This is a genomic window from Microbacterium sp. (assembly GCF_003248605.1).
GTDB lineage: Bacteria > Actinomycetota > Actinomycetes > Actinomycetales > Microbacteriaceae > Microbacterium.
Window position 1 is genome coordinate 1 of the sequence record NZ_QFPF01000030.1, and the last position, 24804, is coordinate 24804.

Below are 24804 nucleotides of genomic sequence, written 5' to 3' on the forward strand. Positions count from 1 at the left end.
CCAGCGCCCGGGGCGCAGCCCGTTGCGGTCGAGCGTCGCGCCCACGAGCGTGCCGTCCGTGAAGATCAGCGCGGCGGGGCCGTCCCAGGGCTCCATCTGCATGGAGTGGTACTCGTAGAATGCGCGCAGCTTGGGGTCGATGTCGGGCTGCTTCTCGTACGCCTCGGGCACCATCATCATGATGGCGTGCGGCAGGCTGCGCCCCGTCAGCGTCAGCAGCTCGAGCACCTCGTCGAACGATGCGGAGTCGCTCGAGCCGGGCGTGCAGATCGGCAGCAGAGGCTTGACGTCGCCGAGCAGCTGGGACTCGAGCTGCGACTGGCGGGCACGCATCCAGTTGCGGTTGCCGTTGACCGTGTTGATCTCGCCATTGTGTGCGAGCATGCGCAAGGGCTGCGCGAGCGGCCACGACGGGAACGTTTTGGTCGAGTAGCGCGAGTGCACGACCGCGAGCTCGGATGCGAACCGCTCGTCCTGCAGGTCCGGGTAGAAGGGCTCCAGCTGCAGCGTCGTGACCATGCCCTTGTAGCCGAGGGTGCGGCACGAGAGCGAGACGAAGTAGGCGTCGAGTTCGCGGCGCGCGCGCTTGCGCAGACGGTACACACGGCGGTCGAGCTCGATGCCCGAGAGCGCCGGCGCCGATCCGGAGGCGGGACGCGAGACGAAGAGCTGCTCGAATGCGGGGCGGGCGGCATGCGCCAGCTTGCCGAGGTTGCTCTCGTCGGTGGGCACCTCGCGCCACCCGAGCACGACGAGGTTCTCGCTCGCCGCGATCTTCTCGACACCGTTCTTCAGAGCGATGCGCTCGTCATCGTCGAGGGGCAGGAACGCCATGCCGACGGCGTACTCGCCGACGGGCGGAAGATCGAACTCGACGACGGCCCGGAGGAAGGCATCCGGAATCTGCGTCAGGATTCCCGCGCCATCTCCGGTTCCCGCGTCGGAGCCGATGGCCCCGCGGTGCTCGAGATTGCGCAGCGCCGTCAGCGCCAGGTCGACGATGTCGTGACCGGGCGTTCCGCGCAGCGTCGCGACCATGGCCAGACCACACGCGTCCTTCTCGAACGCGGGGTTGTACATGCCCTGCTTCGCGGGGAGGGAGCTGCGGTCGCCGATAAGAGGGCTCGCGGCCATTTCAACCGTCCTCACTGGGTGTTTCTACATGGGACGACGTCGGCCCGGCTGCGTTACTTCGCGGCGACTGTGCTTGTGGCCGTTGCCCCGCTCTTCGGTTCGTTCGCGGGCGGTTCGCTCACGTCCACGAACTCCGTGGTGTCCTGCGATTGTACCCCCTCCCCCGTCGGCGACCACTCTCGGCCGTCGCTGTAGGGGCCGGGCTCGCGCCCCGGGTGGCGGCGCTTCTGCACGAAGATGATGATGAGGCCGAACACGACGCCGGCGATGGCAGCCCAGACGTTGGTGCGGATGCCGAGGAAGATCTCGCTGGGATCGATGCGGATCGACTCCCACACGATGCGCCCCGCGCCGTACCACACGAGGTACAGGCCGAACAGGCGCCCCCACTGCATACGCAGCCCGCGCCCGGCCCAGAACAGCACGATCACGCCCGCCACGTTCCAGATCACCTCGTACAGGAAGGTGGGGTGGAAGAGGGTGTCGGGTGCGAGCCCCGGGGGGAAGGCGGTGTTGTCGGCGTCGATCTCGAGGCCCCACGGCAGATCGGTGGGCAGCCCGAAGAGCTCCTGGTTGAACCAGTTGCCGAAGCGTCCCATGGCCTGTGCGAGCAGCAGACCGGGCGCCAGGGCGTCGGCGAACGACCAGAACCGGATGCCCGTCCAGCGGCATCCGAGCCACGCTCCCACAGCGCCGCCCATGAGGGCGCCGTAGATGGCTATTCCGCCCTCCCAGATGAAGAAGACCGCCCAGATGTTGGTGCCCTCGCCGAAGTAGAACCCCGGGTGGGTGAGCACGTGGTAGATGCGCGCGCCGATGATCGCGAGCACGACGGCGGGCAGGGCGACATCGAGCACGACCCAGGGCTCGGCTCCGCGCTTGGTGAGCCGGTGATTCGTGATCAGGGTCGCCGCGATGATGCCCGCGATGATGCACAGGGCGTAGAAGTGGATGCGCAGCGGCCCGATGTCGATGTAGCTGACCGAGGGGCTCGGGATGCTGGCCAAGACCTGGGTGGTGGCGCTCGTCAGGTCGTGCGGAAACGCGAAGGGCATGCCTGCGAGTCTAGTCAGCCGCGACGGCTGTTCCTCGGCGCGTGCCCGCGGCGAGGTCGCGGGCCACCCGGGCCAGGCGCGGCACTCCGCCATCGCGCAGCGCACGCACGAGAGCCGTTCCCACGATCGCCCCGTCGGCGTAGTCGAGCACGCCCGCCACCTGATCCGGGGTCGAGATGCCGATGCCGACGCACGCGCGTGTCGCGCCGCGATCTCGGAGACGGCCGACGAGCGTGCGCGCGGCGGCGTCGAGTTCCGCGCGCTCGCCGGTGATGCCCATCGTCGAGACGGTGTAGACGAAGCCCGTCGAGTTCTTCACGACGAGGTCGAGGCGGTCATCGCTCGACGTCGGTGCGGCAAGGAACACACGGTCCAGTCCCGTGCGGGTGCTCGCGGCGATCCACTCTCCGGCCGCCTCGGGCGTGATGTCGGGCGTGATCAGACCGGCCCCGCCGGCGGCGGCCAGGTCATCGGCGTACCGATCGACGCCGTACTGCCACACCGGGTTCCAATAGGTCATCACGAGCACGGGCACGTCCACCCGACTCGTGATCTCACGGATCGCGGGAAAGAGGTCGCGCAGTCGGAAGCCGTTCGCGAGGGCCGCGACGGTGGCCTCCTGGATGACCGGACCGTCCATGACGGGGTCGCTGTACGGAGGGCCCAGTTCGAGGATGTCGGCGCCTGCCTCCGCGAGGGCGACGGCGGCGTCGATGCTCGTCTGCAGGTCGGGATACCCGATCGGGAGGTAGCCGATGAAGGCCCCCCGCCCTTCGGCTTCGGCCTTGGCGATCGCCGCCTCGACGGGCGACGTCACAGCTTCTGTCCTTCGCCCCTGGCGGCGTCCGCGGGGCCGGGATCGGCATCCCCGTCGTCGTACAGTCCGAAATACCTCGCGGCGGTGTCCATGTCCTTGTCGCCCCGGCCGGAGAGGTTCACCGCGATGAGCGCGTCGGGACCCAGCTCGCGCCCGATCCGCAGGGCGCCGGCGAGCGCGTGGGCGGACTCGATCGCGGGGATGATGCCCTCGGTCTCGGACAGCAGGCGCAGCGCCTGCATCGCCTCGTCATCGGTCGCGGGGATGTAGTCGGCGCGACCGATCGAAGCAAGCCACGCGTGTTCGGGGCCCACACCGGGGTAGTCCAGTCCTGCCGAGATCGAGTGGGATTCGATCGTCTGCCCGTCCTCGTCCTGCAGCACGAAGGTCTTCGCACCGTGCAGCACACCCGGCCGTCCGCGCCCGATGGACGCGGCATGGCGCGGCGTGTCCACGCCGTCGCCGGCCGCCTCGACGCCGTACAGGCGCACCTGCGCGTCGTCGAGGAAGGCATCGAACATGCCGATCGCGTTGGATCCGCCGCCCACGCAGGCGACGACCGCGTCGGGCAGTCTGCCCACCTCGTCGAGCAGCTGCGCTCGGGCTTCGTCCCCGATGACCTTCTGGAAATCACGGACCATCGCGGGGAACGGGTGCGGACCCGCCGCGGTGCCGAAGATGTAGTTGGTCGTCTCGACGCTGGCCACCCAGTCTCGGTAGGCCTCGTTGATCGCGTCCTTGAGGGTGCGCGAGCCGGTGGTCACCGGCACGACCTCTGCGCCCAGCAAACGCATCCGCGCGACGTTCAGTGCCTGGCGCTGCGTGTCGACCTCGCCCATGTAGATCGTGCACTCGAAACCGAAGAGCGCCGCGGCCGTGGCCGTGGCGACGCCGTGCTGACCTGCGCCGGTCTCGGCGATGACGCGGGTCTTGCCCAGCCGCTGCGTGAGCAGGGCCTGGCCGAGCACGTTGTTGATCTTGTGGGACCCGGTGTGGTTGAGATCCTCGCGCTTGAGGAAGATGCGGGCGCCGCCCGCGTGCGCGGCGAACCGCGGTACCTCGGTGAGAGCCGAGGGGCGGCCTGCGTATGAGTGCAGGAGGCGCGCGAACTCGGCGCCGAAGGCCGGGTCGGCCATGGCCGCCTCGTACACGGCGGTCAGCTCGTCGATCGCGGCGATGAGCGACTCGGGCATGAACCGCCCGCCGAACTCGCCGAAGAAGGGACCGCTGGCCTCGCGCAGGCTCACGCGGTCGCTCCCTGGTCGCGGAGCGCATCGCGCTCTGTCGCCGCCAGGAAATCCCGGAGCGTGGCGATCGGGTCGTTGGTCACGAGGGCCTCCCCCACCAGCACCACGTCGGCGCCGGCTCGTCGGTAGTGCGCCACGTCCTCCGGGCGCAGCACGGCGGACTCGGCGACCTTGATCGCGCCCGCGGGAATGCGCTCCGCGAGGCGTCCGAACAGGTCGCGATCGAGCTGGAACGTCGAGAGATCGCGGGCGTTGACACCGATCACGCGAGCGCCCAGCTGCGCGGCCCGGTCGACCTCGTCGGCGGAGTGCGCCTCCACCAGAGGAGTCATTCCGAGATCGAGGATCAGAGCGTGCAGCCGCTCGAGCGTGGGCTGATCGAGCGCGGCGACGATCAGAAGGACGAGGTCCGCGCCGGCCGCGCGCGCTTCGACCACCTGATACGGCGTCGCGATGAAGTCTTTCCGAAGCACGGGCAGCGATACTGCGGACCGCACCGCCTCGAGGTCGGCGAGGCTGCCTTTGAACCGGCGCTGCTCGGTCAGCACGCTGATGGCGCTCGCCCCGCCCCGCTCGTAGAGTCCCGCCTGATGCGCGGGGTCGGGGATGTCGGCGAGATCGCCGCGCGAGGGGCTCGCGCGCTTGACCTCGGCGATGATGCGCACGATGTCGGCGGGGGCGAGGGCTTCGAGGGCGTCACGGGCGGGCGGCTGTGCGAGGGCGGCGCGCTCGACGTGTGCGAGCGAACGACTCGCCTCGCGGGTGCGGGAATCCTCGACGGCGCCGGCCATGAGGTCGGCGAGCATGCTCAGTGCTCTTTCGGCGTGTACTTGGAGCCGCCCACGCCGTAGCCCGCGCGCGCCATGATCCAGCCCACGAGAGCTCCGACGACCAGCAGCCCGGCCGAGGCCCAGACCAGCCAGGGAAGATCGAAGAAATAGGCCACCGTGCCGATGGTGACGGCGACGAGCATGATGACGACGGCGGTCCAGGCGGCGGGCGAGTGTCCGTGACCGGGGTCGGCGATGTCGTTGCTCATGGGACTCCTTCGATCGACAACCGCTTCAGTCTATCGGGCGATGCCGCGCTGCCGCGCGCCTGCCGCACCTCGCCGATGCACGATCCGATCAGCGGGTGGGATCGGTGCCGTGGCTCAGGTCGTCCCACGAGTCGATGGCGTCGAGCGTCCCGGCGTCCTCCGCGCCGGGGGCGGGCGCAGAGCGCGGTGAGTCCGTGCGGTACCGGCGTCCGGAGGCACGCCAGCGGTGCGCCGTGGCGAGCACGACGCCGCCGGCGCCGGCCAGTACCACGGCGCAGACGAGCGCGATCGCGGGCCACACACCCGCGCTGATCGACGCGACGAGCTGGGCGATCGCGGGCTCCCCGGCGATTCCGGTGGCCTCCGTCACCGTCGCCGCCACGGTGCCGATCGGAGGATCGACGGCGACGGGGGCGATCAGGATCACGAGCAGGATGCCGAGCGCGAGCGCCAGCGCGCCGAAGATCGTGCCGAGCACCCGGCCGGCGATCGAAAGTGCACCTCCGACGGCGAGGGCCGCCAGCGCGAGCGGCGCGAGAACCGGCACCGCGGCGGCACCCGCGACCTCGAGCGCGGCATCCGGGCTCTCGCGCAGCGAGACGCTCACCCAGGTCTGCGTCGATGCGATGAGCAGCATCGCGCCGGTGGCCAGAATCGCGAGGATCGCGGTGGTGCGACCCCGACGCGCACCCTTCACGCGTTCGCCGCCGGCATGCGGGTCACCGGGTGCAGGTCGTCCGCGTCGAAACAGGTGCGGTCGCCGGTGTGACAGGCGGCACCGACCTGCTCGACGCTGATCAGGAGGGCGTCGCCGTCGCAGTCGAGCCGGGCTCCGCGCACGAGCTGCACGTGGCCCGAAGTGTCGCCCTTGCGCCAGTACTCGCCGCGCGACCGCGACCAGTACGTGACGCGGCCGCTGGTGAGTGTTCGGCGCAGGGCCTCGGCATCCATCCACGCGAGCATGAGGACTTCGCCCGTGTCGTGCTGCTGCACGATGGCGGGAGCAAGCCCCCCCTCCCCGAAGACGACCCGGGCGATGCGCGCCTCGACGTCGTCGCCGTCGGATGCTGTCGAATCGGTCATGCGCGCACCTCGATCCCGTCGGCGCTCAGCGCCGCCTTGACGTCGCCGACGGTCAGCTGCCCCGAGTGGAACACGCTGGCCGCGAGCACGGCGTCCGCACCCGCGCGGATGGCCGGGGCGAAATCGCCGACCGCACCGGCACCCCCGGAGGCGATGACAGGGACGCTGGAGACCTCGCGCATCAGCGCGACGAGCTCGAGATCGAAGCCCGCCTTCGTCCCGTCGGCGTCGATGGAGTTCACCAGCAGTTCGCCGGCGCCGCGCTCGATGGCCTCGCGGGCCCAGGCGAGGGCGTCCAGAGTGGTCGCCGTGCGTCCGCCGTGGGTGGTGACGACGAATCCGGACTCGGTGTCGGGCGAGCGCTTGACATCGAGCGAGAGCACGAGGACCTGGGCACCGAAGCGGTCGGCGATCTCGTCCAGCAGCGCGGGGCGGGCGATCGCGGCGGAATTGACCCCGATCTTGTCGGCGCCCACCGACAGCAGACGTGCCACGTCGTCGGCGGTGCGCACTCCCCCTCCCACGGTCAGGGGGATGAAGACCTGCTCGGCCGTGCGCCGCACGACGTCGTACGTCGTCGCCCGCTCATCGACAGTGGCGGTGACATCGAGGAACGTGATCTCGTCGGCGCCCTGATCGAAGTACAGCTTCGCGAGTTCGACGGGATCGCCCATGTCGCGCAGGTTCTCGAAGTTCACGCCCTTCACCACGCGCCCGGCGGCAACGTCCAGACACGGGATGACGCGACACACGAGGCTCATGATCACAGCCTCGCGGCGTGGATGGCGGTGACGAGGATCGCGCGGGCGCCGATCGCGTAGAGGGAGTCCATCACGCGGTTCACACCCTTCCGGGCGACCATCACGCGCACGGCGACCCATTCGGGGTCGCGCAGCGGAGAGATCGTCGGCGACTCGATGCCGGGGGCGAGCGCGACGGCGTCGTCGATGAGCGCGGCGGGCAGGTCGTAGTCGACCAGCACGTATCGGCGCGCGACCATGACGCCGCGCAGCCGGCGCAGGAGCGTCTGGGCGCCGTCCGCGTCCTGGTTGGGGCCGCCGATCAGCACCGCCTCGGACTGCAGGATGACAGGGCCGAAGATCTCGAGCCCTGCCTGACGAAGCGTCGTGCCGGTCGACACGACGTCGGCGACGGCATCCGCAACGCCCAGACGGACGGCGGATTCGACCGCGCCGTCGAGCGGCACCAGGTCGACCGCGACGCCGTGCTCGTCGAGGAATCCGTCGACGAGGCCGGGGTAGGCCGAGGCGACGCGCAGCCCCTCGAGGTCGGAGAGGTCGGTGAAACGGCCGGGAGGGCCGGCGAAGCGGAAGGTCGAGTCGCCGAAGCCGAGCGCCTCGATCTCGCGTGCGCGTCCGCGCACATCCAGCAGCAGATCGCGGCCGGTGATGCCGACATCGAGCGCGCCGGAGCCGACGTAGGTGGCGATGTCCCGGGGGCGGAGGTAGAAGAACTCGACGTCGTTCTGCGGGTCGATGACGTGCAGATCCTTGGAGTCGCGGCGGCCGGTGTACCCGGCCTCGGCGAGCATCTCGGCGGCGGTTTCGGCGAGCGAGCCCTTGTTGGGCACGGCGATGCGCAGCATGTCGGCGGTGCTTTCGGTTCGGATGTCGGGGGGACGGGGCGCGTCAGAGATGTCGGTAGACGTCGGCGGGCGAGAGGCCCTTCGCGAGCATGAGCACCTGCAGGTGGTACAGCAACTGCGAGACCTCTTCGGCCGTCGCCTCCTGCGACTCGTACTCGGCCGCCATCCAGACCTCGGCCGCCTCTTCGACGATCTTCTTGCCGATCGCGTGCACCCCTCGATCGAGCTGGGCGACGGTTCCCGATCCCTCGGGGCGCTCCGCGGCCTTGGCCGCGAGCTCCGCGAACAGCTCGTCGAAAGTCTTCACCCTGCCAGGTTACCGGCTCGATCCGGGCGCGTGCGTCGCTCGGGCCTGCGCGGTCAGTGGGTGAGGATGCTGAGGAGGATGACGATCAGCCCGAGACCCGTGGTGGCGAGCACACCGAGGATCCGCCAGTACCACGGGCTGCGGTTGCGGGCGGCGTTGGCGTAACCGATGAGCGCGAGCAGGACGACGCCGCTGCCGAGCGCGAGGAGGTATGCGGTCCACTCGTCGACGAGGCCGGCGACGCCGAAACCGAGGAGGACGGCGGGCACGAGCATCGCGAGCAGCATCCCCGACGCGTGGCGTGCGCCCGAGCGGATCGCGGTTCCCACGCTCTCTCCCCGCCCGTGCGTCGGGGATCGACTCGCGACGACGGCGGCGTAGACGTGGCAGAGCCAGAAGACGAACACCGTGCCGACGACGAAGAGGAGGACGTCGAGGTCGGTGTCCTCCTCGGCCGCCACGGCGATGAGGGCGGTGACCAGCACGACCCCGTAGATGCCGTGTTCGCCGCTGTAGGCATCGAGCACGACCCGCGCGGGTCGCGTGAGCCTCGCCGCGCGGGAGGAGACGACGCGTGCGGGCTGCGGGTCGGGGGACGGCGCGCTCATGCGCACGACCCTACCGACTCAGTGGGCGTGCCTTGCGGCACCCGCGCGCAACGCCGCGATGGCGGCCGCAGGATCCGACGCGCCGAACACCGCGGAGCCCGCGACGAAGGTGTCGGCACCGGCCTCGGCCGCCTGCGCGATCGTCGACTCTCCGATGCCGCCGTCGACCTGCAGCCAGACCGCGGAGCCCCGGCGCCGGGCCTCGTCGGCCAGCGCGCGCAGCTTGGGCATCGTCTCGGGCATGAAGGACTGCCCGCCGAACCCCGGCTCGACGGTCATCACGAGGATCTGGTCGAATTCGTCGAGCACCTCGAGCAGCCCTTCCACGGGCGTGCCGGGCTTGACGGCCACGCCCGCGCGCGCGCCGATCTCGCGCAGACGCCGGGCGAGTGCCACCGGCGATGCGGCGGCCTCGAGGTGAAAGGTCACGGACGCCGCGCCGATCTCGGCATAGCCGGGCGCCCACCGTTCGGGGTCGTCGATCATGAGGTGCACATCCAGGGGCACGGGGGTCGTCGCCTGGATACGCTCGACCATCTGCGGTCCGAAGGTGAGATTGGGCACGAAGTGGTTGTCCATCACGTCGACGTGCACGAAGTCCGCGGCCGCGATGCGGGCGAGCTCCGCCTGGATGTTCACGAAATCGGCGGCGAGGATGCTGGGGTTGATGCGGGGCGTCGGCACTCCCCCATTATCGCTAGGGTCGGGGCGTGGACCCGATCGCCCCCATGCTCGAGGCCGTGCTGCAGGAGGTCCGCGAGGACACCTCCGGCGCCGTCGCCGACTACATCCCCCAGCTCGCCGCGGCGCCGCCCGATCGACTCGCGTTCGCGGTCGTCGGTCCGCGCGGCCACGTCTTCTCCGTCGGCGACGACGAGGTGGCCTTCACGATCCAGTCGGTGTCGAAGCCGTTCGTCCTCGCTCTCGCCCTCGAACGGCTCGGGCGCGACGCCGTGTTCGCGCGCGTGGGCGTCGAACCCAGCGGGGAGCCCTTCAACGCGATCAGTCTCGAGGCCGGCACCGGGCGCCCCGCCAATCCCATGGTCAACGCCGGCGCCATCGCGACGTCGGGCCTCGCGGCAGAGGGGTCCGCGGCGGAGCGCTCATCGACCCTGCGGGACACCCTCTCGCGCTTCGCGGGTCGGTCGCTGAGCATCGACGAGGAGGTGTACCTCGGCGAGTCCGAGACGGGTCATCGCAACCGTGCCCTCGCGCACCTGCTGCGCTCGCACGGCATCATCGACGGCGACGTCACCACGGTCGTCGAGACCTACTTCCGGCAGTGCTCGATCCTCGTCACGGTGCGCGACCTGTCGGTCATGGCGGCGACCCTCGCGTTCGGCGGCGTGAACCCCGTGACCGGGGAGCGCGTGGTGCGCGAGGCGGTCGCACGCGACGTCGTCTCGGTGATGGCCAGCTGCGGTATGTACGACTACTCGGGCGAGTGGATGCTGCGCGTCGGCATGCCGGCCAAGAGCGGTGTGAGCGGCGACCTGATGGCCATCGCCCCCTCTCAGTTCGGCGTCGCGACCTTCAGCCCGCGCCTGGACCGTCACGGCAACAGCGTGCGCGGCATCCGCGTGCTGGAGCGGCTGTCGGAGGAGTTCGGCATGCACGTGTTCGAGCCCCACGAGAGCATCGCCGAACCCGGCATCCGCATCGAGCGCACCGACGGCGCAGTGATCGTCCACCTCGGCGGCGAGCTGGCCTTCAGCGGTGCCGCACGGGTGGTGGGCGTGCTGCGCGATCTCACCGGCGCGGACTCGGAGTCCGATGTCCTCGTCGATGCGAGCGCGCTGGCTCGCGCGCACCCTGCGGCGCTTTCGGTGCTGCGCGCCCAGCTGGAGACGGAGGGCGGGCGACTGCACTTCACGCAGTGAGCCGACGCCGGCCGGGCCCGCTCAGTCCGCGACCCTGCGAACAAGCTGGATGAACATCGCATCGGTGCCGTGCCGGTGCGGCCAGAGCTGGGCATGCAGGGATGAGTCGCGCGGGTCGCCGAGATCGAGCGGTTCGCGCACGACCTGTGCCAGGACCGCCCGCGTGTCGATCGCCTCGACGCTGCCGCCCGCGCGGCGCAGGCCCTCGGAGACGATCGCGGCGGTCTCGGCGAGGTGCGGCGAACAGGTCACGTATGCCATCACGCCGCCCGGCCGCAGCGCGGCCACGCCCGCGTCGAACAGCTCGGTCTGCAGATCGGTCAGCGGCACGACGTCCGCCGGCTGCTTGCGCCACCGAGCTTCGGGACGCCGCCGCAGCGCGCCCAGACCCGTGCAGGGAGCGTCGACGAGCACGCGGTCGTAGGTGCCGGCGGCGGCCGCGCCCCGCTCCCGGCCGTCCGCTTCGCTGACCTCGACGTCGAGGGGCACCCCCGCGACCGCCCGGCGCACGAGGCCCGCGCGAGCGGGCGAGATCTCGTTCGCATCGAGCGTGGCGCCGACGGCCAGCGCCTCGGCGGCGAGCACGGCCGTCTTGCCGCCCGGCCCGGCGCACAGATCGAGCCATCTCTCGCCGCTGTGCGCGGCCTCGACGCGGGACAGCGCGAGCGCCGCGAGCTGCGACCCCTCGTCCTGCACGCGCAGGATCCCGCCGGATGCCGTCACGATCGGCTCCGGATCGCCGCCGGCACTGCGGAATCCGATCGGCGAGTACGGTGTGTGGACGGAGCCGGCGGGCGGCTCCGCGAGCCCCGGCAGGGCCGCCATCGTCACGGCGGGCGAGACGTTGTCGGCCGCCAGCAGCGCTTCCAGTTCGTCGCCGCGTCCTTCCGCGATCAGCGCGCGGCGGAACGCGCGCACGATCCAGGGCGGGTGGGCGTGAGCGAGCGCGAGCCTGTCGATGTCGTTCTTCGCGGTCGCGAGCACGCGGGTGCGCCAGGTGCCGGGATCCTCCCGGGCGATGCTCCGCAGCACGCCGTTGGCGAATCCGGTGGCGCCTCGGCCGGCGTGCGCACGCACGAGCTCCACGCCCTCGTGCACCGCGGCGTGCGACGCGATCCGTGTCGACAGCAGCTGGTGGACGGTCAATCTCAGTGCCTCGAGCACCGGCGGGTCGATCGCCGTCACGGGGCGCCTCGCCGCCAGTGCGATGACGGCGTCGTAGTACCCCCGCCGGCGCAGGGTGCCGTAGGTGAGCTCGGTCGCCAACGCGGCATCGGCGGTCTTCAGCCCCGCGCGGACGATCGCGCTCGGCAGCAGCAGATTCGCGTAGGCGTCGGAATCGGTGACGGCGCGCAGGGTCTCGTAGGCGACGCGTCGCGCGGGCTGGACGCTCATCCCTCGGCCAACAGCTCGGGTACCCGCAGACCGCGCCACCAGTCGCCGCCCGACATCTCGGAGCGGCCCGCCGGCTGCACCCGATCGAGGCTGATCGCGGTCGTGCCGGTGCCGACGAGCACGCTGCGCCCGGCCGCTGCGAACTCCCCGGGCCGCAGGATGACCTCGGCGCCGTGCGCGCGCGCCGCGAGGACCTTCAGTCGCGTGCCGTTCACGGTGGTGAAGGCTCCGGGCTCGGGCGTCGTGCCGCGCACCCGGTCGAGCACCGCCGGCGCGGGATCCGCCCAGCGGATCCGTGCGTCGTCGAGGTCGAGTTTGGGTGCGAGCGACGCTTCGCCGGTCTGTGGTGTGGCCCGCGCGCTGCCGTCCTCGATGCCGACCACGACATCGCGCAGCAGCTCGGCCCCCAGGCCCGCCAGGTCGGTCAGCACGTCACCGGCGCTCGCCTCGGGAGGCACGACGTACTCCCGGGCCTCGAAGACGTCGCCGGCGTCGAGCTCGGGCACCAGTTGGAAGACGGCGGCACCGGTGACGTCGTCGCCGTTGATGAGTGCGTGCTGCACCGGCGCAGCGCCCCGCCAGCGCGGCAGCAGGGAGAAGTGCAGGTTGATCCAGCCCCGCGCCGGTGCACTCAGCAGCGGCTCGCGGACGAGGCCGCCGTAGGCGACGATCACCCCCAGGTCGGCACCGACCGCGGCGATCGCCTCGGTGGCCGCCTCATCCAGCCGTGCGGTCTTGAGCACGGGGATGCCGAGCTCGTCCGCGGCGCGGGATACCGGCGAGGGCGTCAGCGTCCGTCTGCGGCCCTTCGGCGCGTCGGGACGCGAGACCACCAGCGCGATGTCGTGGCCGGATGCTGTCAGCACCTTCAGTGCGGGAACCGCCGCATCGGGGGTGCCGGCGAAGACGAGCCGCATGGCGTCTCCTTCTAGAGCTCGGGGTCGGGCACATCGACCCGCACTCTGAGTGTATTGCGCGGCGCCCCGCCCCTCGCGGGCCGTCGGGTGCGCAGAGCCGCCTGCACCACCGAGGCGCGCAGGCTCGCGGTGACGTCCGCGCCGTGTGCGTAATCGAAGAGGACGAGCGCCCGGGCTGCGGGTCCCGGGCGTGTCGCGGCGCGACCACGGGGTCGGTCGGGCGGTTCGACGGCGACCGGGCCGACCACGGTGCCCTCGGGCAGCTCGACCTCGGTGCGCAGCTGCTCGAGAGCGCGTTCGACGGCGTCCACATCGCCCTCGACCGCCGCCACGCGCGCAGTCGGCGGCATGCGCAGAGGCGCACGCGAGGCCAACTCGGCGCGCGCGTAGGCCGCCTGGTTCCACGTCGCGAGCGCACGCGCGACCTGGCCGGCGACTCCCACGAGGTGCACGGGCGCCCCCGGCGCCGCCAGGGCGGCCGCGTTGGACCACCAGCGCAGGCACGACTCGCCGATGCGGAGCGCATCGGCCATGAGCATCCGGTCTCCGTCGAGGAGCACCACGGCGCGGTAACCGCCGTCGGCCACGGGCTCGGCGCCTCTCGTGGCGATGATCAGGGCCGGGCGGGCATCGACGTGCAAGACGGGGTGATCGCCGTCCGCGACGATCACCCGCACGCCGGGAAAGGCGCGACCGAACTCGTCGGCGGTGCGCGTGGAGCCCGCGGATGCCAGCCGGAGCTTCTCGCCCTGGCAATGCCCGCATCGCCACGCGACCGCGGCGCGTCCGCACCAGCGGCACTCGGGAGCGCGACCCCGGGCCGCGGTGTGGAGGGGACCCGCGCAGTGCAGACAGCGCGCAGCCTGACGGCAGTCCCCGCAGACGAGGACGGGCGAGTAGCCGGGTCGCGCCACCTGGATGAGCACGGGTCCGTGGGCGAGCGCCTCGCGCGCGGCCGCGAAGGCGGCGGACGGAACGCGCACACCGGGTCGCTCCCCCTCCCTGGCCGCGCTCAGCACGACGCGCGGACTCTCGCGCCTGCGCGGGCCGACATCGCGCACCCAACCCACCGCGACGAGCCTCTCGACGTCGGTGGTGCGGGTGTGGCCGGCGAAGACGAGGGCGCCACCCTCGAGCTCCTGACGGACGAGGGCGGCGTCCCTCGCGTGGACGTAGGGCGCCAGCGGTTCGTCGAGCAGCGGATCGCCGTCGTCCCAGACCGCCAGCATCCCGAGCCGGCTCACGGGGGCGTAGACCGCCGAGCGGTTGCCGAAGACGACGCTCGGCGCGGGCTCGAGCGTACGCAGAAAGCCCCGATAACGTTCGGCGCCGGTGCGTGCGGCATCCACTCGCACCAGCGCGTCCGCGGGGATCAGCGGTGCGAGAGCTCGGTCGAGCTGATCGAGATCTCGGTGATCGGGGGCCACCAGCACGGCGCTGCGGCCGCCCGCGAGCACGCGCGCGGCCGCAGCGGCGAGCAGCAGAGCCCACGCGGCCGCCTGCTCGCCCGTGGCGGTGGTGCCGGGCCGCGGCGGTGCATCGAGGGCGATGCGCTCGCCGCCCTGGAGTGCGTCGCCGAGGCCGGGATAGACATCGAGCATCTGCTCGGCCCCGGCGATCTGCTCCGCCGTCGGTGCCGCGGGTTCGACGGCATCCGCGCGCGCGAGCCAGGTCTTCTCGACGCGCACCTGGCGCTTGGGGATCGCGAGGCGCAGGATGTCGGACGCCGAGCCCGCGGCCCGGTCCGACACCCGACGCGCGAGGTCGTAGAGCGGGCGCGGCAGGACGCGGACGGCGGAGACGACCTCGTCGATCTCGGACAGCGGGCGGTCGGGATCGACCGCCTCGCCGAGTTCGACGACATAGGCGTCGACGACGCGACCGGCGGTGCGCAGCGGAACCCGCACCCGCACGCCCGGGACGACGTCGCCCTCCAGCGCGGCGGGGATGGCGTAGTCGAGCAGCCTGTCCAGCTGTGGAAGCGGGGCATCCAGCAGCACGCGCGCCACGGGCGCGGTGCGCATGCTCAGATCCCGGCGGCGGCGCGCAGCTCTTCGACGCGGTCGACGCGCTCCCACGTGAAGTCGGGCAGCTCGCGGCCGAAGTGCCCGTAGGCCGCGGTCTGCGCGTAGATCGGCCGGAGCAGGTCGAGTCGCTCGATGATCGCCGCGGGCCGCAGGTCGAACACCTGCGCGATCGCGCGGGTGATCGTGTCGTCGGACACCGCGCCGGTGCCGAAGGTCTCGACGTACACGCCCACGGGGCGGGCCTTGCCGATCGCATAGGCGACTTGCACCTCGATGCGCTCCGCGAGCCCCGCGGCGACGGCGTTCTTGGCCACCCAACGCATGGCGTAGGCGGCGGAGCGGTCGACCTTGGAGGGGTCTTTTCCGCTGAAGGCGCCGCCTCCGTGTCGTGCGGCCCCACCGTAGGTGTCGATGATGATCTTGCGGCCGGTGAGGCCCGCGTCGCCCTTGGGACCGCCGACGAGGAACGGCCCGGCCGGGTTGATGTAGTACTTCACCTCGGGAAGGTCCAGGCCGGTGCTCTCGAGGACCGGGTCGATGACCTCGCTCCGGACCAGAGCGCGCAGCTCATCCTGCGAGATGTCCGGGTGGTGCTGCGTCGAGAGCACAACCGAGTCCACCGTCTTGGGCACGCTGCCATCGAAACCGAGCGTCACCTGGGTCTTGCCGTCGGGACGCAGGAACGGGAGCGTACCGTCGCGGCGGGCGGCGGCGAGGCGTTCGGCCATGCGGTGCGCCGTGTGGCTGGCCATCGGCATCAGCTGCGGCGTCTCGGTGGTGGCGTAGCCGAACATGATGCCCTGATCGCCCGCACCCTGTTCGTCGTGGGGATCCAGCGAGCGCTGCTCGCGCTGCTCGAACGCGCGGTTGACACCCGCGGCGATGTCGGAGGACTGCGCGCCGATCGACACGCTGACGCCGCACGAGTCACCGTCGAAGCCCGTCTCGCTCGAGGTGTATCCGATGCGGTTGACCACGTCGCGCACGATCGCCGGGATCTCGACGTACGCCGAGGTCGACACCTCGCCCGCGACGTGGACGAGTCCCGTCGTGACGAGGGTCTCGACGGCCACACGACCCCGCGGATCCTCCGAGAGGATGCCATCGAGGATGCTGTCGGAGATCTGGTCGCAGATCTTGTCGGGGTGGCCCTCGGTGACGGACTCGGACGTGAACAGGCGCAGATCGCTCATCGGTGCTCCAGTCGGGGGTGAACGCGCATCAGTATGCCCCCCGCCGCCGACACGGCGCGGGAGAGCGTGGATGCGGCCTCAGTCGCCGGCGCGCAGGCGGAGCTTGTCTTCGTTGATCTCGTGCAGCGCGATCGTCAGCGGCTTGTCCTCGACGGACGAGTCGACGAGCGGGCCGACGTTGTCGAAGAGGTTTCCTTCGTGCAGGTCGGAGTAGTAGTCGTTGATCTGGCGCGCGCGCTTGGACGCGAAGATCACGAGCTGGTACTTCGAGAGCGCACCGCCCTCGGCATCCTTCTTCTGCAGCAGGGAGTCGATGGGGGGCTCGATGATGCCCTGGTTCGTTCCGGCCATGGCGGAATCCTCTCGTTGGCGACGGATGATCGTCGGTGGCGCGACCGCCCGCGGGTGCGGGCTGCGGCGGGATCGTGCGGGTCGCGCGGCTAGGAGCGCGCGGGCGCCTCGACCAATTCTACGACCTCGCGTGCCGCGCGGGCGACGTCGTCGTTCACGACACGGAAATCGAACTCGCTCTGGGCCGCGAGTTCGCGCTTCGCGGTGCGCAGGCGGCGAGAGCGTTCCTCGGCGTCCTCGGTGCCGCGGCCGATGAGTCGCTGCACCAGTTCGTCCCAGCTGGGCGGGAGGAGGAAGACGAGCGTGGCATCCGGCTCGCGGGTGCGCACCTGGCGGGCGCCCTGGATGTCGATCTCGAGCAGCACGCTGCGGCCCTCGCCGACGGCGGCCTCGATCGGAGCGCGCGGCGTGCCGTAGCGGTGCCGGTTGTGCACCGTCGCGTGCTCCAGCAGCTCGTCCTCGCGCACCAAGCGATCGAACTCGGCGTCGTCGACGAAGAAGTAGTGCACGCCCTCGACCTCGCCGGGGCGCGGCGGCCGGGTGGTGGCCGAGACCGAGAGGAGCATCTCGGGGTGGTGCTCCTTGATGTGCGCCGCGACGGTGCCCTTGCCGACGGCCGTGGGGCCTGCGAGCACGACGAGACTGCTGCGCCCGGGACGGGGCTCGGGCTCGGGAAGGCGCTCGTCGAGGAAGGCCGCAAGATCCACGCGCTGTCGCGAGCCGAGGCCGCCCAGCCGCTTGACGGGCGAGATCCGGAGGGATTCGAGGATGCGGTCGCGCTTGCCCGCGCCGATGGCCGGGATGCTGGTGAGGAAATCGGGCACCCGCATCGCGGCCGCCGGCGAGTCGGTGTCGGCCCACGCGCGTCGCAGGAGCTCCTGAGGCGTGATGACGCGGGTCGTGACGTCCCGCTTGAGCGCGGCGCGGGCGCGTCGCGCGGCGACGGCGCGACGCGACGCGGCCGCACGATCGACCTCGGGGGGACGACCGGCCACCCTGTCGTTGCCCTGGAGCTCGCCCTCAGCCACCGATCATTCCTTTCACGCCCCGCCTGTCGTCGATCGCCTGCTCCATGCCGTCGGGACCGGCGGAGAGGATGCTCCGGCTCTCGCTGACGATCACCGCGGGCGCAAGCGCCCCGAAGATCGCGAGGAGGTCCTCGGGGCGGGCGCCCTGGTGACCGAAGCCCGGAGCGAGGATCGGGGCGATGGGCTCGATCGTAGCGTCAAGTCCGACCGCGGCGCGGTCCACCGTCGCGCCGATGACGAAGCCGGCGCTGGCCCACTCCCCCGGAGCGCCGGTCCGGGCGTTGAACGCCGAGACCTCGGCGACGACCGACGCGGCCACCGAGCGCGATGTGGCAGCATCCGTCGTGCGGGCACTCTGGAGTACGGCGGCCTCGGGGTTGCTCGTCGCGGCCAGGATGAAAGCGCCCTTGCCGTGGGCGAGCGCGAACACCAGCGTGTCCTGCAGCGAACCGACGCCGAGGTACGGGCTGAGGGTGACCGCGTCGACTTCGAGGGCGGATCCCGGGCTCAGCCATGCGCGGGCGTACGCGTCCATCGTCGTACCGATGTCACCGCGCTTGGCGTCGGCGATCACGATGAGTCCGGCGGCGCGGGCCGCGGCGATCACCTCTTCGAGGGCCGCGTAGCCCGCCGACCCGAAGCGCTCGAAGAAGGACACCTGCGGCTTGACGATGCCCGCCCGCCCGGCGCAAGCCTCGACGACGCGCAGGCCGAACGCGCGCACGCCCTCCGCCGTGACGGGCAGCCCCCAGGCGTCCAGCAGGCCCTCGTGCGGATCGATGCCGACGCAGAGGCGCCCGGTCACGGCCACGCTCTCGCGCAGCCGCTGCCCGAACCCCGAGGCGGTGTCGCTCACGCGCGCACCGCGCGGTCGGCGGCGTACTCCTGCAGGCTCTTGACGTCGAACCCGTCGCGGACCGCGTCCATCGCGCTCACGGCTGCGCCGAGTACCGCGATCGTCGTGAACAGCGCCTTGTCGGCGGCCACCGCGGCGGCTCGGATCTCGTAGCCGTCGGCGCGCGCCGAGCGCCCACTGGGCGTGTTCACGATGATGTCGATGCTGCCCGCATTGATGAGGTCGACGATGTTCTCGGCGCCCGACTCCTGGGTCGCGCTGTACTTCTCGACCACGCGCACCGCGATCCCGTTGCGGGCGAGGATCTCGGCGGTGCCCTCGGTGGCAGCGATGTCGAACCCGAGCTGCTGCAGCCGGTGCGCCGGCAGGATCACGGCGCGCTTGTCGCTGTCGGCGACCGAGATGAACACGGTGCCCGAGAGCGGCATCCCCCCGTAGGCGGCCTCCTGGCTCTTGGCGAACGCGCGCGGGAAGTCGCGATCGATGCCCATCACCTCGCCCGTCGAGCGCATCTCGGGGCCGAGCACCGAGTCCACGATGTGACCTTCCTTGGTGCGGAAGCGCTTGAACGGCAGCACCGCCTCCTTCACCGATACCGGCGAGTCCAGCGGCACGCGCGACCCGTCGGCAGCGGGCAGAAGACCCTCGTCCTTCAGCTCGGCGATCGAGGCGCCGACCATGACCCGAGCCGCGGCCTTCGCGAGCGGGATGCCGAGCGCCTTGGAGACGAACGGCACGGTGCGGCTCGCACGGGGGTTGGCCTCGATGACGTAGAGCACGCCGGCGCTGATGGCGAACTGCACGTTCAGCAGGCCGCGAACGCCGACGCCGCGGGCGATGGCGAGCGTGGCCTCGCGCACGCGGTCGATCTCCGAGCGCCCGAGCGAGATCGGCGGCAGTGTGCAGGCGGAGTCGCCCGAGTGGATGCCGGCCTCCTCTATGTGCTCCATCACGCCGCCGATGTAGAGCTCGGAGCCGTCGAACAGCGCATCGACGTCGATCTCGATCGCGTCGTCGAGGAAGCGGTCGACCAGCAGCGGCATGCCGGGGCCGACGATCACCTCCCCCGCGGTGCGCACGAAGTAGTCGCGCAGGCTCGGCGTGTCGTACACGATCTCCATGCCACGGCCGCCGAGCACGAAGCTCGGGCGCACGAGCACGGGGTATCCGATGTCCTCGGCGACCGCGACCGCGCCCTCCACGTCGGTGGCGGTGTCGTGGCGCGGCGCGATGAGGCCCGCCCCGTCGAGGATCCCGCTGAACAGCCCGCGCTCCTCGGCCAGATCGATCGCCGCGGGGCTCGTGCCGAGGATGCGGTAGCCGGCATCCTCGATGCCCTTGGCGAGCCCGAGCGGCGTCTGTCCGCCGAGCTGGCACACGACGCCGAGGATCTCGCCCGAGGCCGCCTCGGCGTGCAGCACCTCGAGCACGTCCTCGAGGGTCAGCGGCTCGAAGTACAGGCGGTCGGAGGTGTCGTAGTCGGTCGACACGGTCTCGGGGTTGCAGTTGACCATGATGGTCTCGTACCCGGCGTCGGAGAGCGCGAACGACGCGTGGACACACGAGTAGTCGAACTCGACACCCTGGCCGATGCGGTTGGGCCCGGAGCCGATGATGACGACCTTGGTGCGTTCGGACGCCGTCACCTCGGTCTCGAGGTCGTAGCTGGAGTAGTGGTAGGGCGTGAGCGCCGGGAACTCCCCCGCACAGGTGTCGACCGTCTTGAAGACCGGTCGCAGACCCAGCCCGTGGCGGATGCCGCGCACCTCGGCCTCGTCCAGACCCCGCAGCTGGGCGATCTGGGCGTCCGAGAAGCCGTGCTCCTTCGCGACGCGGAGGGTGGCGGCGTCGAGTTCTGCGGCGCCGCGCACGAACTCGGCGACCTCGTTGATGAGCGCGATCTGGTCGAGGAACCACGGGTCGATCGCCGTAGCCTCGAAGGCCTGCTCGATGCTCGCGCCCTTGCGCATCGCCTGCTGCAGCACGACGATGCGACCATCGGTCGGGGTCTTCGAGACCTCGAGCAGCTCGTCGACCGAGCGCGGCTCGTCTCCCCAGTGGAAGCTCGACCCCCGCTTCTCGAGCGAGCGGAGCGCCTTCTGCAGCGCGGTGGCGTAGTTGCGGCCGATCGCCATCGCCTCGCCGACGCTCTTCATCGTGGTCGTCAGCGTGGTGTCGGCGGCGGGGAACTTCTCGAACGCGAACCGCGGCACCTTGACCACGACGTAGTCGAGGGTCGGCTCGAAGCTCGCGGGCGTCACCTTCGTGATGTCGTTCGGGATCTCATCGAGCCGGTACCCGATCGCGAGCTTGGCGGCGATCTTGGCGATCGGAAAGCCCGTGGCCTTCGACGCGAGAGCCGACGAGCGCGAGACACGCGGGTTCATCTCGATGACGATGATGCGGCCGGTCGCGGGGTCGACGGCGAACTGGATGTTGCACCCACCCGTGTCCACTCCCACGGCGCGGATGATGTCGATGCCGATGTCCCGCAGCTTCTGGTACTCGCGATCGGTCAGTGTGAGGGCCGGCGCGACCGTGATCGAGTCACCGGTGTGCACACCGACCGGGTCGACGTTCTCGATCGAGCAGACGACGACCGTGTTGTCGGCGGTGTCGCGCATGAGCTCGAGCTCGTACTCCTTCCAGCCGAGGATCGACTCCTCGAGCAGCACCTCGTGGGTGGGTGAGTCGCGCAGCCCCGCGCCGGCGATCCGGCGGAGATCCCGCTCGTCGTACGCGAACCCCGACCCGAGTCCGCCCATCGTGAACGAGGGCCGCACGACCAGGGGGTAGCCGAGCTCTTCCGCGCCGGCGAGAACTTCGTCCATGGACGTGCAGATGCGGCTGGCCGCGACATCCGCCCCCGCCTCCAGCACCAGCTCCTTGAAGATCTGACGGTCCTCGCCCTTGTTGATGGCTTCGAAGTTCGCGCCGATCAGTTCGACGTCGTACTTCTCGAGGATCCCGTGGTTGTGCAGCTGGATCGCGGCGTTCAGCGCCGTCTGACCGCCGAGGGTCTGCAGGATGGCATCCGGCTTCTCCTTGGCGATGATGGTCTCGATGACCTGCCACGTGATCGGCTCGATGTAGGTGGCGTCCGCGAAATCGGGGTCGGTCATGATGGTCGCCGGGTTCGAGTTGACGAGGATGACACGCACCCCCTCTTCGCGCAGCACGCGGCACGCCTGCGTGCCCGAATAGTCGAACTCGCAGGCCTGGCCGATGACGATCGGGCCGGATCCGATGACGAGGACGCTCTGGATGTCGTCGCGCTTGGGCATCAGTTGTTGTCCTTCACTGTCGGTCCCTGAGCTTGTCGAAGGGCCGCGATGACCATGTCGCGGAACCGGTCGAAGAGATAGTTGGCGTCGTGCGGGCCGGCCGCCGCCTCGGGGTGGTACTGCACGCTGAAGGCCGGGATGTCGAGCGCGCGCAGACCCTCGACGACGCGGTCGTTCAAACCGATGTGGCTGACCTCGACCTGGCCGTATCCGTGCGGACTGGCGAACGCGCCCTCGAGCGGCGCCTCGACCGCGAAGCCGTGGTTGTGCGCCGTGATCTCGACCCGGCCGGTCTGCTTGTCGAGCACGGGCTGGTTGATGCCCCGGTGACCGAAGGGCAGTTTGTAGGTGCCGAGCTGATTGCCGAAGCAGATGCCGAAGAACGGCAGGCGCTCATCGAGCACGGCGCGCAGGAGCTCGACGTGGTGCTCGGAGGCGGCCGGGTCGCCCGGGCCGTTGGAGTAGAACACCGCGACAGGCTCGATCGCGCGCAGCTGCTCGATCGTGACGTCCTGCGGCAGCACGTGCACCTCGAAGCCGCGCGCCGCGAGATTGTCGATCGTGGCCTGCTTGACCCCGAGGTCGAGCACGGCGAGGTTGCCCAGACGTTCGCCCCGGGCGGGCGTGACCTCGGCGACCGTGACCGAGACGTCGGCCGACAGGTTGCGGCCGGTCATCGCCGGCGCCTCGCGCACGAGGCGCAGCTGCTCCTCCGGGTCGATGCCCGCGGCGTCGCCGGAGAAGATCGCCCCGCGCATGCTGCCCGACGAGCGGATGCGGCGGGTGACCGCGCGCGTGTCGATCCCTGAGATCCCGACGATGCCGTCGCGCTCGAGCGTGTCATCGAGGGACTCTTGCGAGCGCCAGTTGGACACGATGCGCGAGGGGTCCCGGACGATGTATCCGGCGACCCACACCCGGCGCGACTCGGTGTCCTCGTCGTTCATGCCGGTGTTGCCGATGTGGGGGGCCGTCTGCAGCACGATCTGTCCCGCGTACGAGGGATCGGTGAGTGTCTCCTGGTAGCCGGTCATGCCGGTGGCGAAGACGACCTCGCCGAGCGTGGTGCCTCGCGCGCCGTAGGCGCGTCCGGTGTGACGGGTGCCGTCCTCGAGGACGAGCACGGCGGGGTCGGTGGAGATGAGCGCGGTCATGCGTCGTTTCCTGTCGGTGTGGCGGGAGTCGCGGCCGAGGGCCGCAGCGGGTCGATGGCGTGCACGAGGGCGTCGGGGTCGCCGCCCTGCAGCCGGAGGTAGGAGTCGGCGACGGTGGCGGTGTCGAGGCGCCACGAGAGGACCACAAGACCGTCGCGCTCGACGACACGGTCGATCGTCCACGTCGCACGCCCGACGCCGACGATGGACGCGCGATCGACGAACACATCGGGCTCGCCCGTGATGCGCAGCAGCACACCCCGCGTCGTGACGTCGATGAGGCAGCGGCCGCGGTACGCGAGATGGCGCACCGCGAGACGCTCCAGCGGCGCGTCGTGGTGCGTGGTGGCGACGTAGAGTCCCGAGAAGGATGCTGTCACGACAGCATCCGCGGGAACATCCGTCGGCGCGGCGAGCGAGCTGTCACGGCGGGTGCGACGCCACCAGCCCCAGGCCATCAGCGCAAGGAGGGCGACGGCGAGCGCGATCATGACGGCGATCGCGCCCTCGCGGGTCATCGGGAGACCCCCTCGACGAGCGCGCCGTCGGCGAGCACCGCCGCGCCCCGGTGGATGGTCCAGAGGACACGACCGGGCAGGTCTCGTTCGAGATAGGGCGAGTTCACGCTGCGGCCGCGCAGGTCGGTCCGGGTGAACGACGCGCGCGCCGAAGGATCGTAGAGCGTGAGCTCGGCGGGCTGACCGGCGGCGATCGGCGTGCCGTGCCCGGACAGCGACCCGATGCGCGCGGGCGACTCGGACATGACGCGCGCCACATCGTCCCACCCGAGCAGACCGGTCTCGACCATCGCCTCGTGGACGACCCGCAGGGCGCTCTCGAGGCCCACCATGCCGTTCGCGGCCGCCGCCCACTCGCACGTCTTGTGCTCGGCGGGGTGCGGGGCGTGGTCGGTCGCGACGATGTCGATCGTTCCGTCAGCCAGCCCCTCGCGCACGGCGAGCACGTCCTCTTCGCGACGCAGCGGCGGATTGACCTTGTAGCGGGCGTCGTATCCGCGCACGAGCTCGTCCGTCAGCAGCAGGTGGTGCGGGGTGACCTCGGCCGTCACGTCGATGCCGCGCTTCTTCGCCCAGCGGATGATGTCGACGGATCCGGCGGTGGAGAGATGACACACGTGCAGACGGGATCCCACGTGTTCGGCGAGCAGCACGTCGCGGGCGATGATCGACTCTTCGGCGACGGCCGGCCAGCCGGCGAGCCCGAGCTCGGCCGACACCGTGCCCTCGTTCATCTGCGCGCCCTCGGTGAGACGCGGATCCTGCGCGTGCTGGGCGATGACCCCACCGAACGCCTTGACGTACTCGAGCGCGCGGCGCATGATCAGCGGGTCGTGGACGCAGAAGCCGTCGTCGCTGAAGACGCGCACGCGTGCGCGCGAGTCCGCCATCGCGCCGAGTTCGGCGAGACGCTCGCCCTTCTGACCCACGGTGACCGCGCCGATGGGCTGCACCGTCGCGTATCCCGCAGCCTCGCCGAGGGCGAGCTCCTGCTCGACCACACCCGCCGTGTCGGCGACCGGCGACGTGTTGGGCATCGCGAAGACCGCGGTGAAGCCGCCCGCGGCCGCGGCGCGTGTGCCGGTGAGGATCGTCTCGGAGGCCTCGTATCCGGGCTCGCGCAGGTGCGTGTGCAGGTCGACGAGACCGCGCAGCGCAACGAGTCCGTCGGCGTCGATCCGGGTCGCCCCGGCACGGCTGAGTCCCGTGCCCACCTCCGCGATCCTGCCGTTCTCGATCAGGATGTCGGCGGCGGCGCCGCCCTCGATCCGTGCGCCCGTGATCAGCATCGTCCCGGGCGCCGGG

General features: G+C 71.1%; 24 protein-coding genes and 1 pseudogene. 1 reads left to right on the forward strand and 24 read right to left on the reverse strand.

Features of this window, described 5'->3' with window-relative positions:
• The 13 genes and pseudogenes from DI573_RS06085 to rpe all read right to left on the reverse strand — a co-directional run.
• Positions 1 to 1134, reverse strand: a pseudogene (locus DI573_RS06085) (glutamate synthase subunit alpha); the annotation flags it as partial.
• A 53-nt stretch (positions 1135 to 1187) separates the two neighbouring features.
• A complete protein-coding gene (gene lgt / locus DI573_RS06090; RefSeq protein ID WP_292811751.1) occupies positions 1188 to 2189 on the reverse strand; it encodes a prolipoprotein diacylglyceryl transferase in 1002 nt (333 codons plus the stop codon).
• A gap of 10 nt (positions 2190 to 2199) precedes the next feature.
• Positions 2200 to 3006, reverse strand: coding sequence for a tryptophan synthase subunit alpha (trpA, locus tag DI573_RS06095; RefSeq protein WP_292811754.1), 807 nt, complete (start codon positions 3004 to 3006; stop codon positions 2200 to 2202).
• Entirely contained in the window at positions 3003 to 4253 is a 1251-nt protein-coding gene (gene trpB, locus DI573_RS06100) for a tryptophan synthase subunit beta (RefSeq protein WP_292811756.1), read from the reverse strand. The genes trpA and trpB overlap by 4 nt, the downstream gene beginning before the upstream one ends.
• A complete protein-coding gene (gene trpC / locus DI573_RS06105; RefSeq protein WP_292811758.1) occupies positions 4250 to 5059 on the reverse strand; it encodes an indole-3-glycerol phosphate synthase TrpC in 810 nt (269 codons plus the stop codon). Before trpC ends, trpB begins: the two co-directional genes overlap by 4 nt.
• A gap of 2 nt (positions 5060 to 5061) precedes the next feature.
• On the reverse strand, positions 5062 to 5292 hold the full coding sequence (locus tag DI573_RS06110; protein WP_292811760.1) for a DUF6704 family protein: 231 nt from the start codon (positions 5290 to 5292) through the stop codon (positions 5062 to 5064).
• An 88-nt stretch (positions 5293 to 5380) separates the two neighbouring features.
• Positions 5381 to 5989, reverse strand: a complete 609-nt coding sequence (locus DI573_RS06115; RefSeq protein WP_292811763.1) for a Trp biosynthesis-associated membrane protein — start codon at positions 5987 to 5989, stop codon at positions 5381 to 5383.
• Positions 5986 to 6375, reverse strand: a complete 390-nt coding sequence (gene hisI / locus DI573_RS06120; RefSeq protein ID WP_292811765.1) for a phosphoribosyl-AMP cyclohydrolase — start codon at positions 6373 to 6375, stop codon at positions 5986 to 5988. The genes DI573_RS06115 and hisI overlap by 4 nt, the downstream gene beginning before the upstream one ends.
• Positions 6372 to 7136 carry an imidazole glycerol phosphate synthase subunit HisF gene (gene hisF, locus DI573_RS06125; protein WP_292811767.1) on the reverse strand — a complete coding sequence of 255 codons (765 nt, stop codon included), beginning with the start codon at positions 7134 to 7136 and terminating at the stop codon, positions 6372 to 6374. Before hisF ends, hisI begins: the two co-directional genes overlap by 4 nt.
• A gap of 2 nt (positions 7137 to 7138) precedes the next feature.
• The gene (gene hisG, locus DI573_RS06130) at positions 7139 to 7981 is read right to left on the reverse strand and encodes an ATP phosphoribosyltransferase (RefSeq protein WP_292811769.1); all 843 of its coding nucleotides are present in this window, start codon (positions 7979 to 7981) and stop codon (positions 7139 to 7141) included.
• Between the two features lie 43 nt (positions 7982 to 8024).
• Positions 8025 to 8288, reverse strand: coding sequence for a phosphoribosyl-ATP diphosphatase (locus DI573_RS06135; RefSeq protein ID WP_292811771.1), 264 nt, complete (start codon positions 8286 to 8288; stop codon positions 8025 to 8027).
• 53 nt (positions 8289 to 8341) lie between these two features.
• Complete coding sequence (locus DI573_RS06140) at positions 8342 to 8896, reverse strand: hypothetical protein (protein ID WP_292811773.1); 555 nt, start codon at positions 8894 to 8896, stop codon at positions 8342 to 8344.
• Between the two features lie 18 nt (positions 8897 to 8914).
• The gene (gene rpe / locus DI573_RS06145) at positions 8915 to 9580 is read right to left on the reverse strand and encodes a ribulose-phosphate 3-epimerase (protein ID WP_292811776.1); all 666 of its coding nucleotides are present in this window, start codon (positions 9578 to 9580) and stop codon (positions 8915 to 8917) included.
• Between the two features lie 26 nt (positions 9581 to 9606).
• Between rpe and glsA the strand changes: the two genes are divergently transcribed.
• Positions 9607 to 10776, forward strand: a complete 1170-nt coding sequence (glsA, locus tag DI573_RS06150) for a glutaminase A (RefSeq protein ID WP_292811778.1) — start codon at positions 9607 to 9609, stop codon at positions 10774 to 10776.
• 21 nt (positions 10777 to 10797) lie between these two features.
• Here glsA and DI573_RS06155 read toward each other — a convergent pair whose 3' ends face one another.
• From DI573_RS06155 to DI573_RS06205, 11 genes are all read right to left on the reverse strand, one after another.
• A complete protein-coding gene (locus DI573_RS06155; protein ID WP_292811780.1) occupies positions 10798 to 12171 on the reverse strand; it encodes a transcription antitermination factor NusB in 1374 nt (457 codons plus the stop codon).
• Positions 12168 to 13088, reverse strand: coding sequence for a methionyl-tRNA formyltransferase (fmt, locus tag DI573_RS06160; RefSeq protein ID WP_292811782.1), 921 nt, complete (start codon positions 13086 to 13088; stop codon positions 12168 to 12170). The genes DI573_RS06155 and fmt overlap by 4 nt, the downstream gene beginning before the upstream one ends.
• A gap of 11 nt (positions 13089 to 13099) precedes the next feature.
• Positions 13100 to 15112, reverse strand: a complete 2013-nt coding sequence (locus tag DI573_RS06165) for a primosomal protein N' (RefSeq protein ID WP_292811785.1) — start codon at positions 15110 to 15112, stop codon at positions 13100 to 13102.
• 2 nt (positions 15113 to 15114) lie between these two features.
• On the reverse strand, positions 15115 to 16308 hold the full coding sequence (gene metK / locus DI573_RS06170) for a methionine adenosyltransferase (RefSeq protein WP_292811787.1): 1194 nt from the start codon (positions 16306 to 16308) through the stop codon (positions 15115 to 15117).
• Between the two features lie 78 nt (positions 16309 to 16386).
• The gene (rpoZ, locus tag DI573_RS06175) at positions 16387 to 16659 is read right to left on the reverse strand and encodes a DNA-directed RNA polymerase subunit omega (RefSeq protein WP_292811789.1); all 273 of its coding nucleotides are present in this window, start codon (positions 16657 to 16659) and stop codon (positions 16387 to 16389) included.
• 89 nt (positions 16660 to 16748) lie between these two features.
• Positions 16749 to 17654: a guanylate kinase gene (gene gmk, locus DI573_RS06180; RefSeq protein WP_292811840.1), complete on the reverse strand. Its 906-nt coding sequence runs from the start codon at positions 17652 to 17654 to the stop codon at positions 16749 to 16751.
• Positions 17655 to 17679: 25 nt separating this feature from the next.
• Positions 17680 to 18543: an orotidine-5'-phosphate decarboxylase gene (pyrF, locus tag DI573_RS06185; protein ID WP_292811792.1), complete on the reverse strand. Its 864-nt coding sequence runs from the start codon at positions 18541 to 18543 to the stop codon at positions 17680 to 17682.
• Positions 18540 to 21827, reverse strand: a complete 3288-nt coding sequence (carB, locus tag DI573_RS06190) for a carbamoyl-phosphate synthase large subunit (RefSeq protein WP_292811795.1) — start codon at positions 21825 to 21827, stop codon at positions 18540 to 18542. Before carB ends, pyrF begins: the two co-directional genes overlap by 4 nt.
• A complete protein-coding gene (gene carA, locus DI573_RS06195; RefSeq protein ID WP_292811797.1) occupies positions 21827 to 22981 on the reverse strand; it encodes a glutamine-hydrolyzing carbamoyl-phosphate synthase small subunit in 1155 nt (384 codons plus the stop codon). Before carA ends, carB begins: the two co-directional genes overlap by 1 nt.
• Positions 22978 to 23499, reverse strand: a complete 522-nt coding sequence (locus DI573_RS06200; RefSeq protein ID WP_292811800.1) for a hypothetical protein — start codon at positions 23497 to 23499, stop codon at positions 22978 to 22980. The genes carA and DI573_RS06200 overlap by 4 nt, the downstream gene beginning before the upstream one ends.
• Positions 23496 to 24788: a dihydroorotase gene (locus tag DI573_RS06205; protein WP_292811842.1), complete on the reverse strand. Its 1293-nt coding sequence runs from the start codon at positions 24786 to 24788 to the stop codon at positions 23496 to 23498. The genes DI573_RS06200 and DI573_RS06205 overlap by 4 nt, the downstream gene beginning before the upstream one ends.
• Between the last annotated feature and the right edge of the window lie 16 nt (positions 24789 to 24804).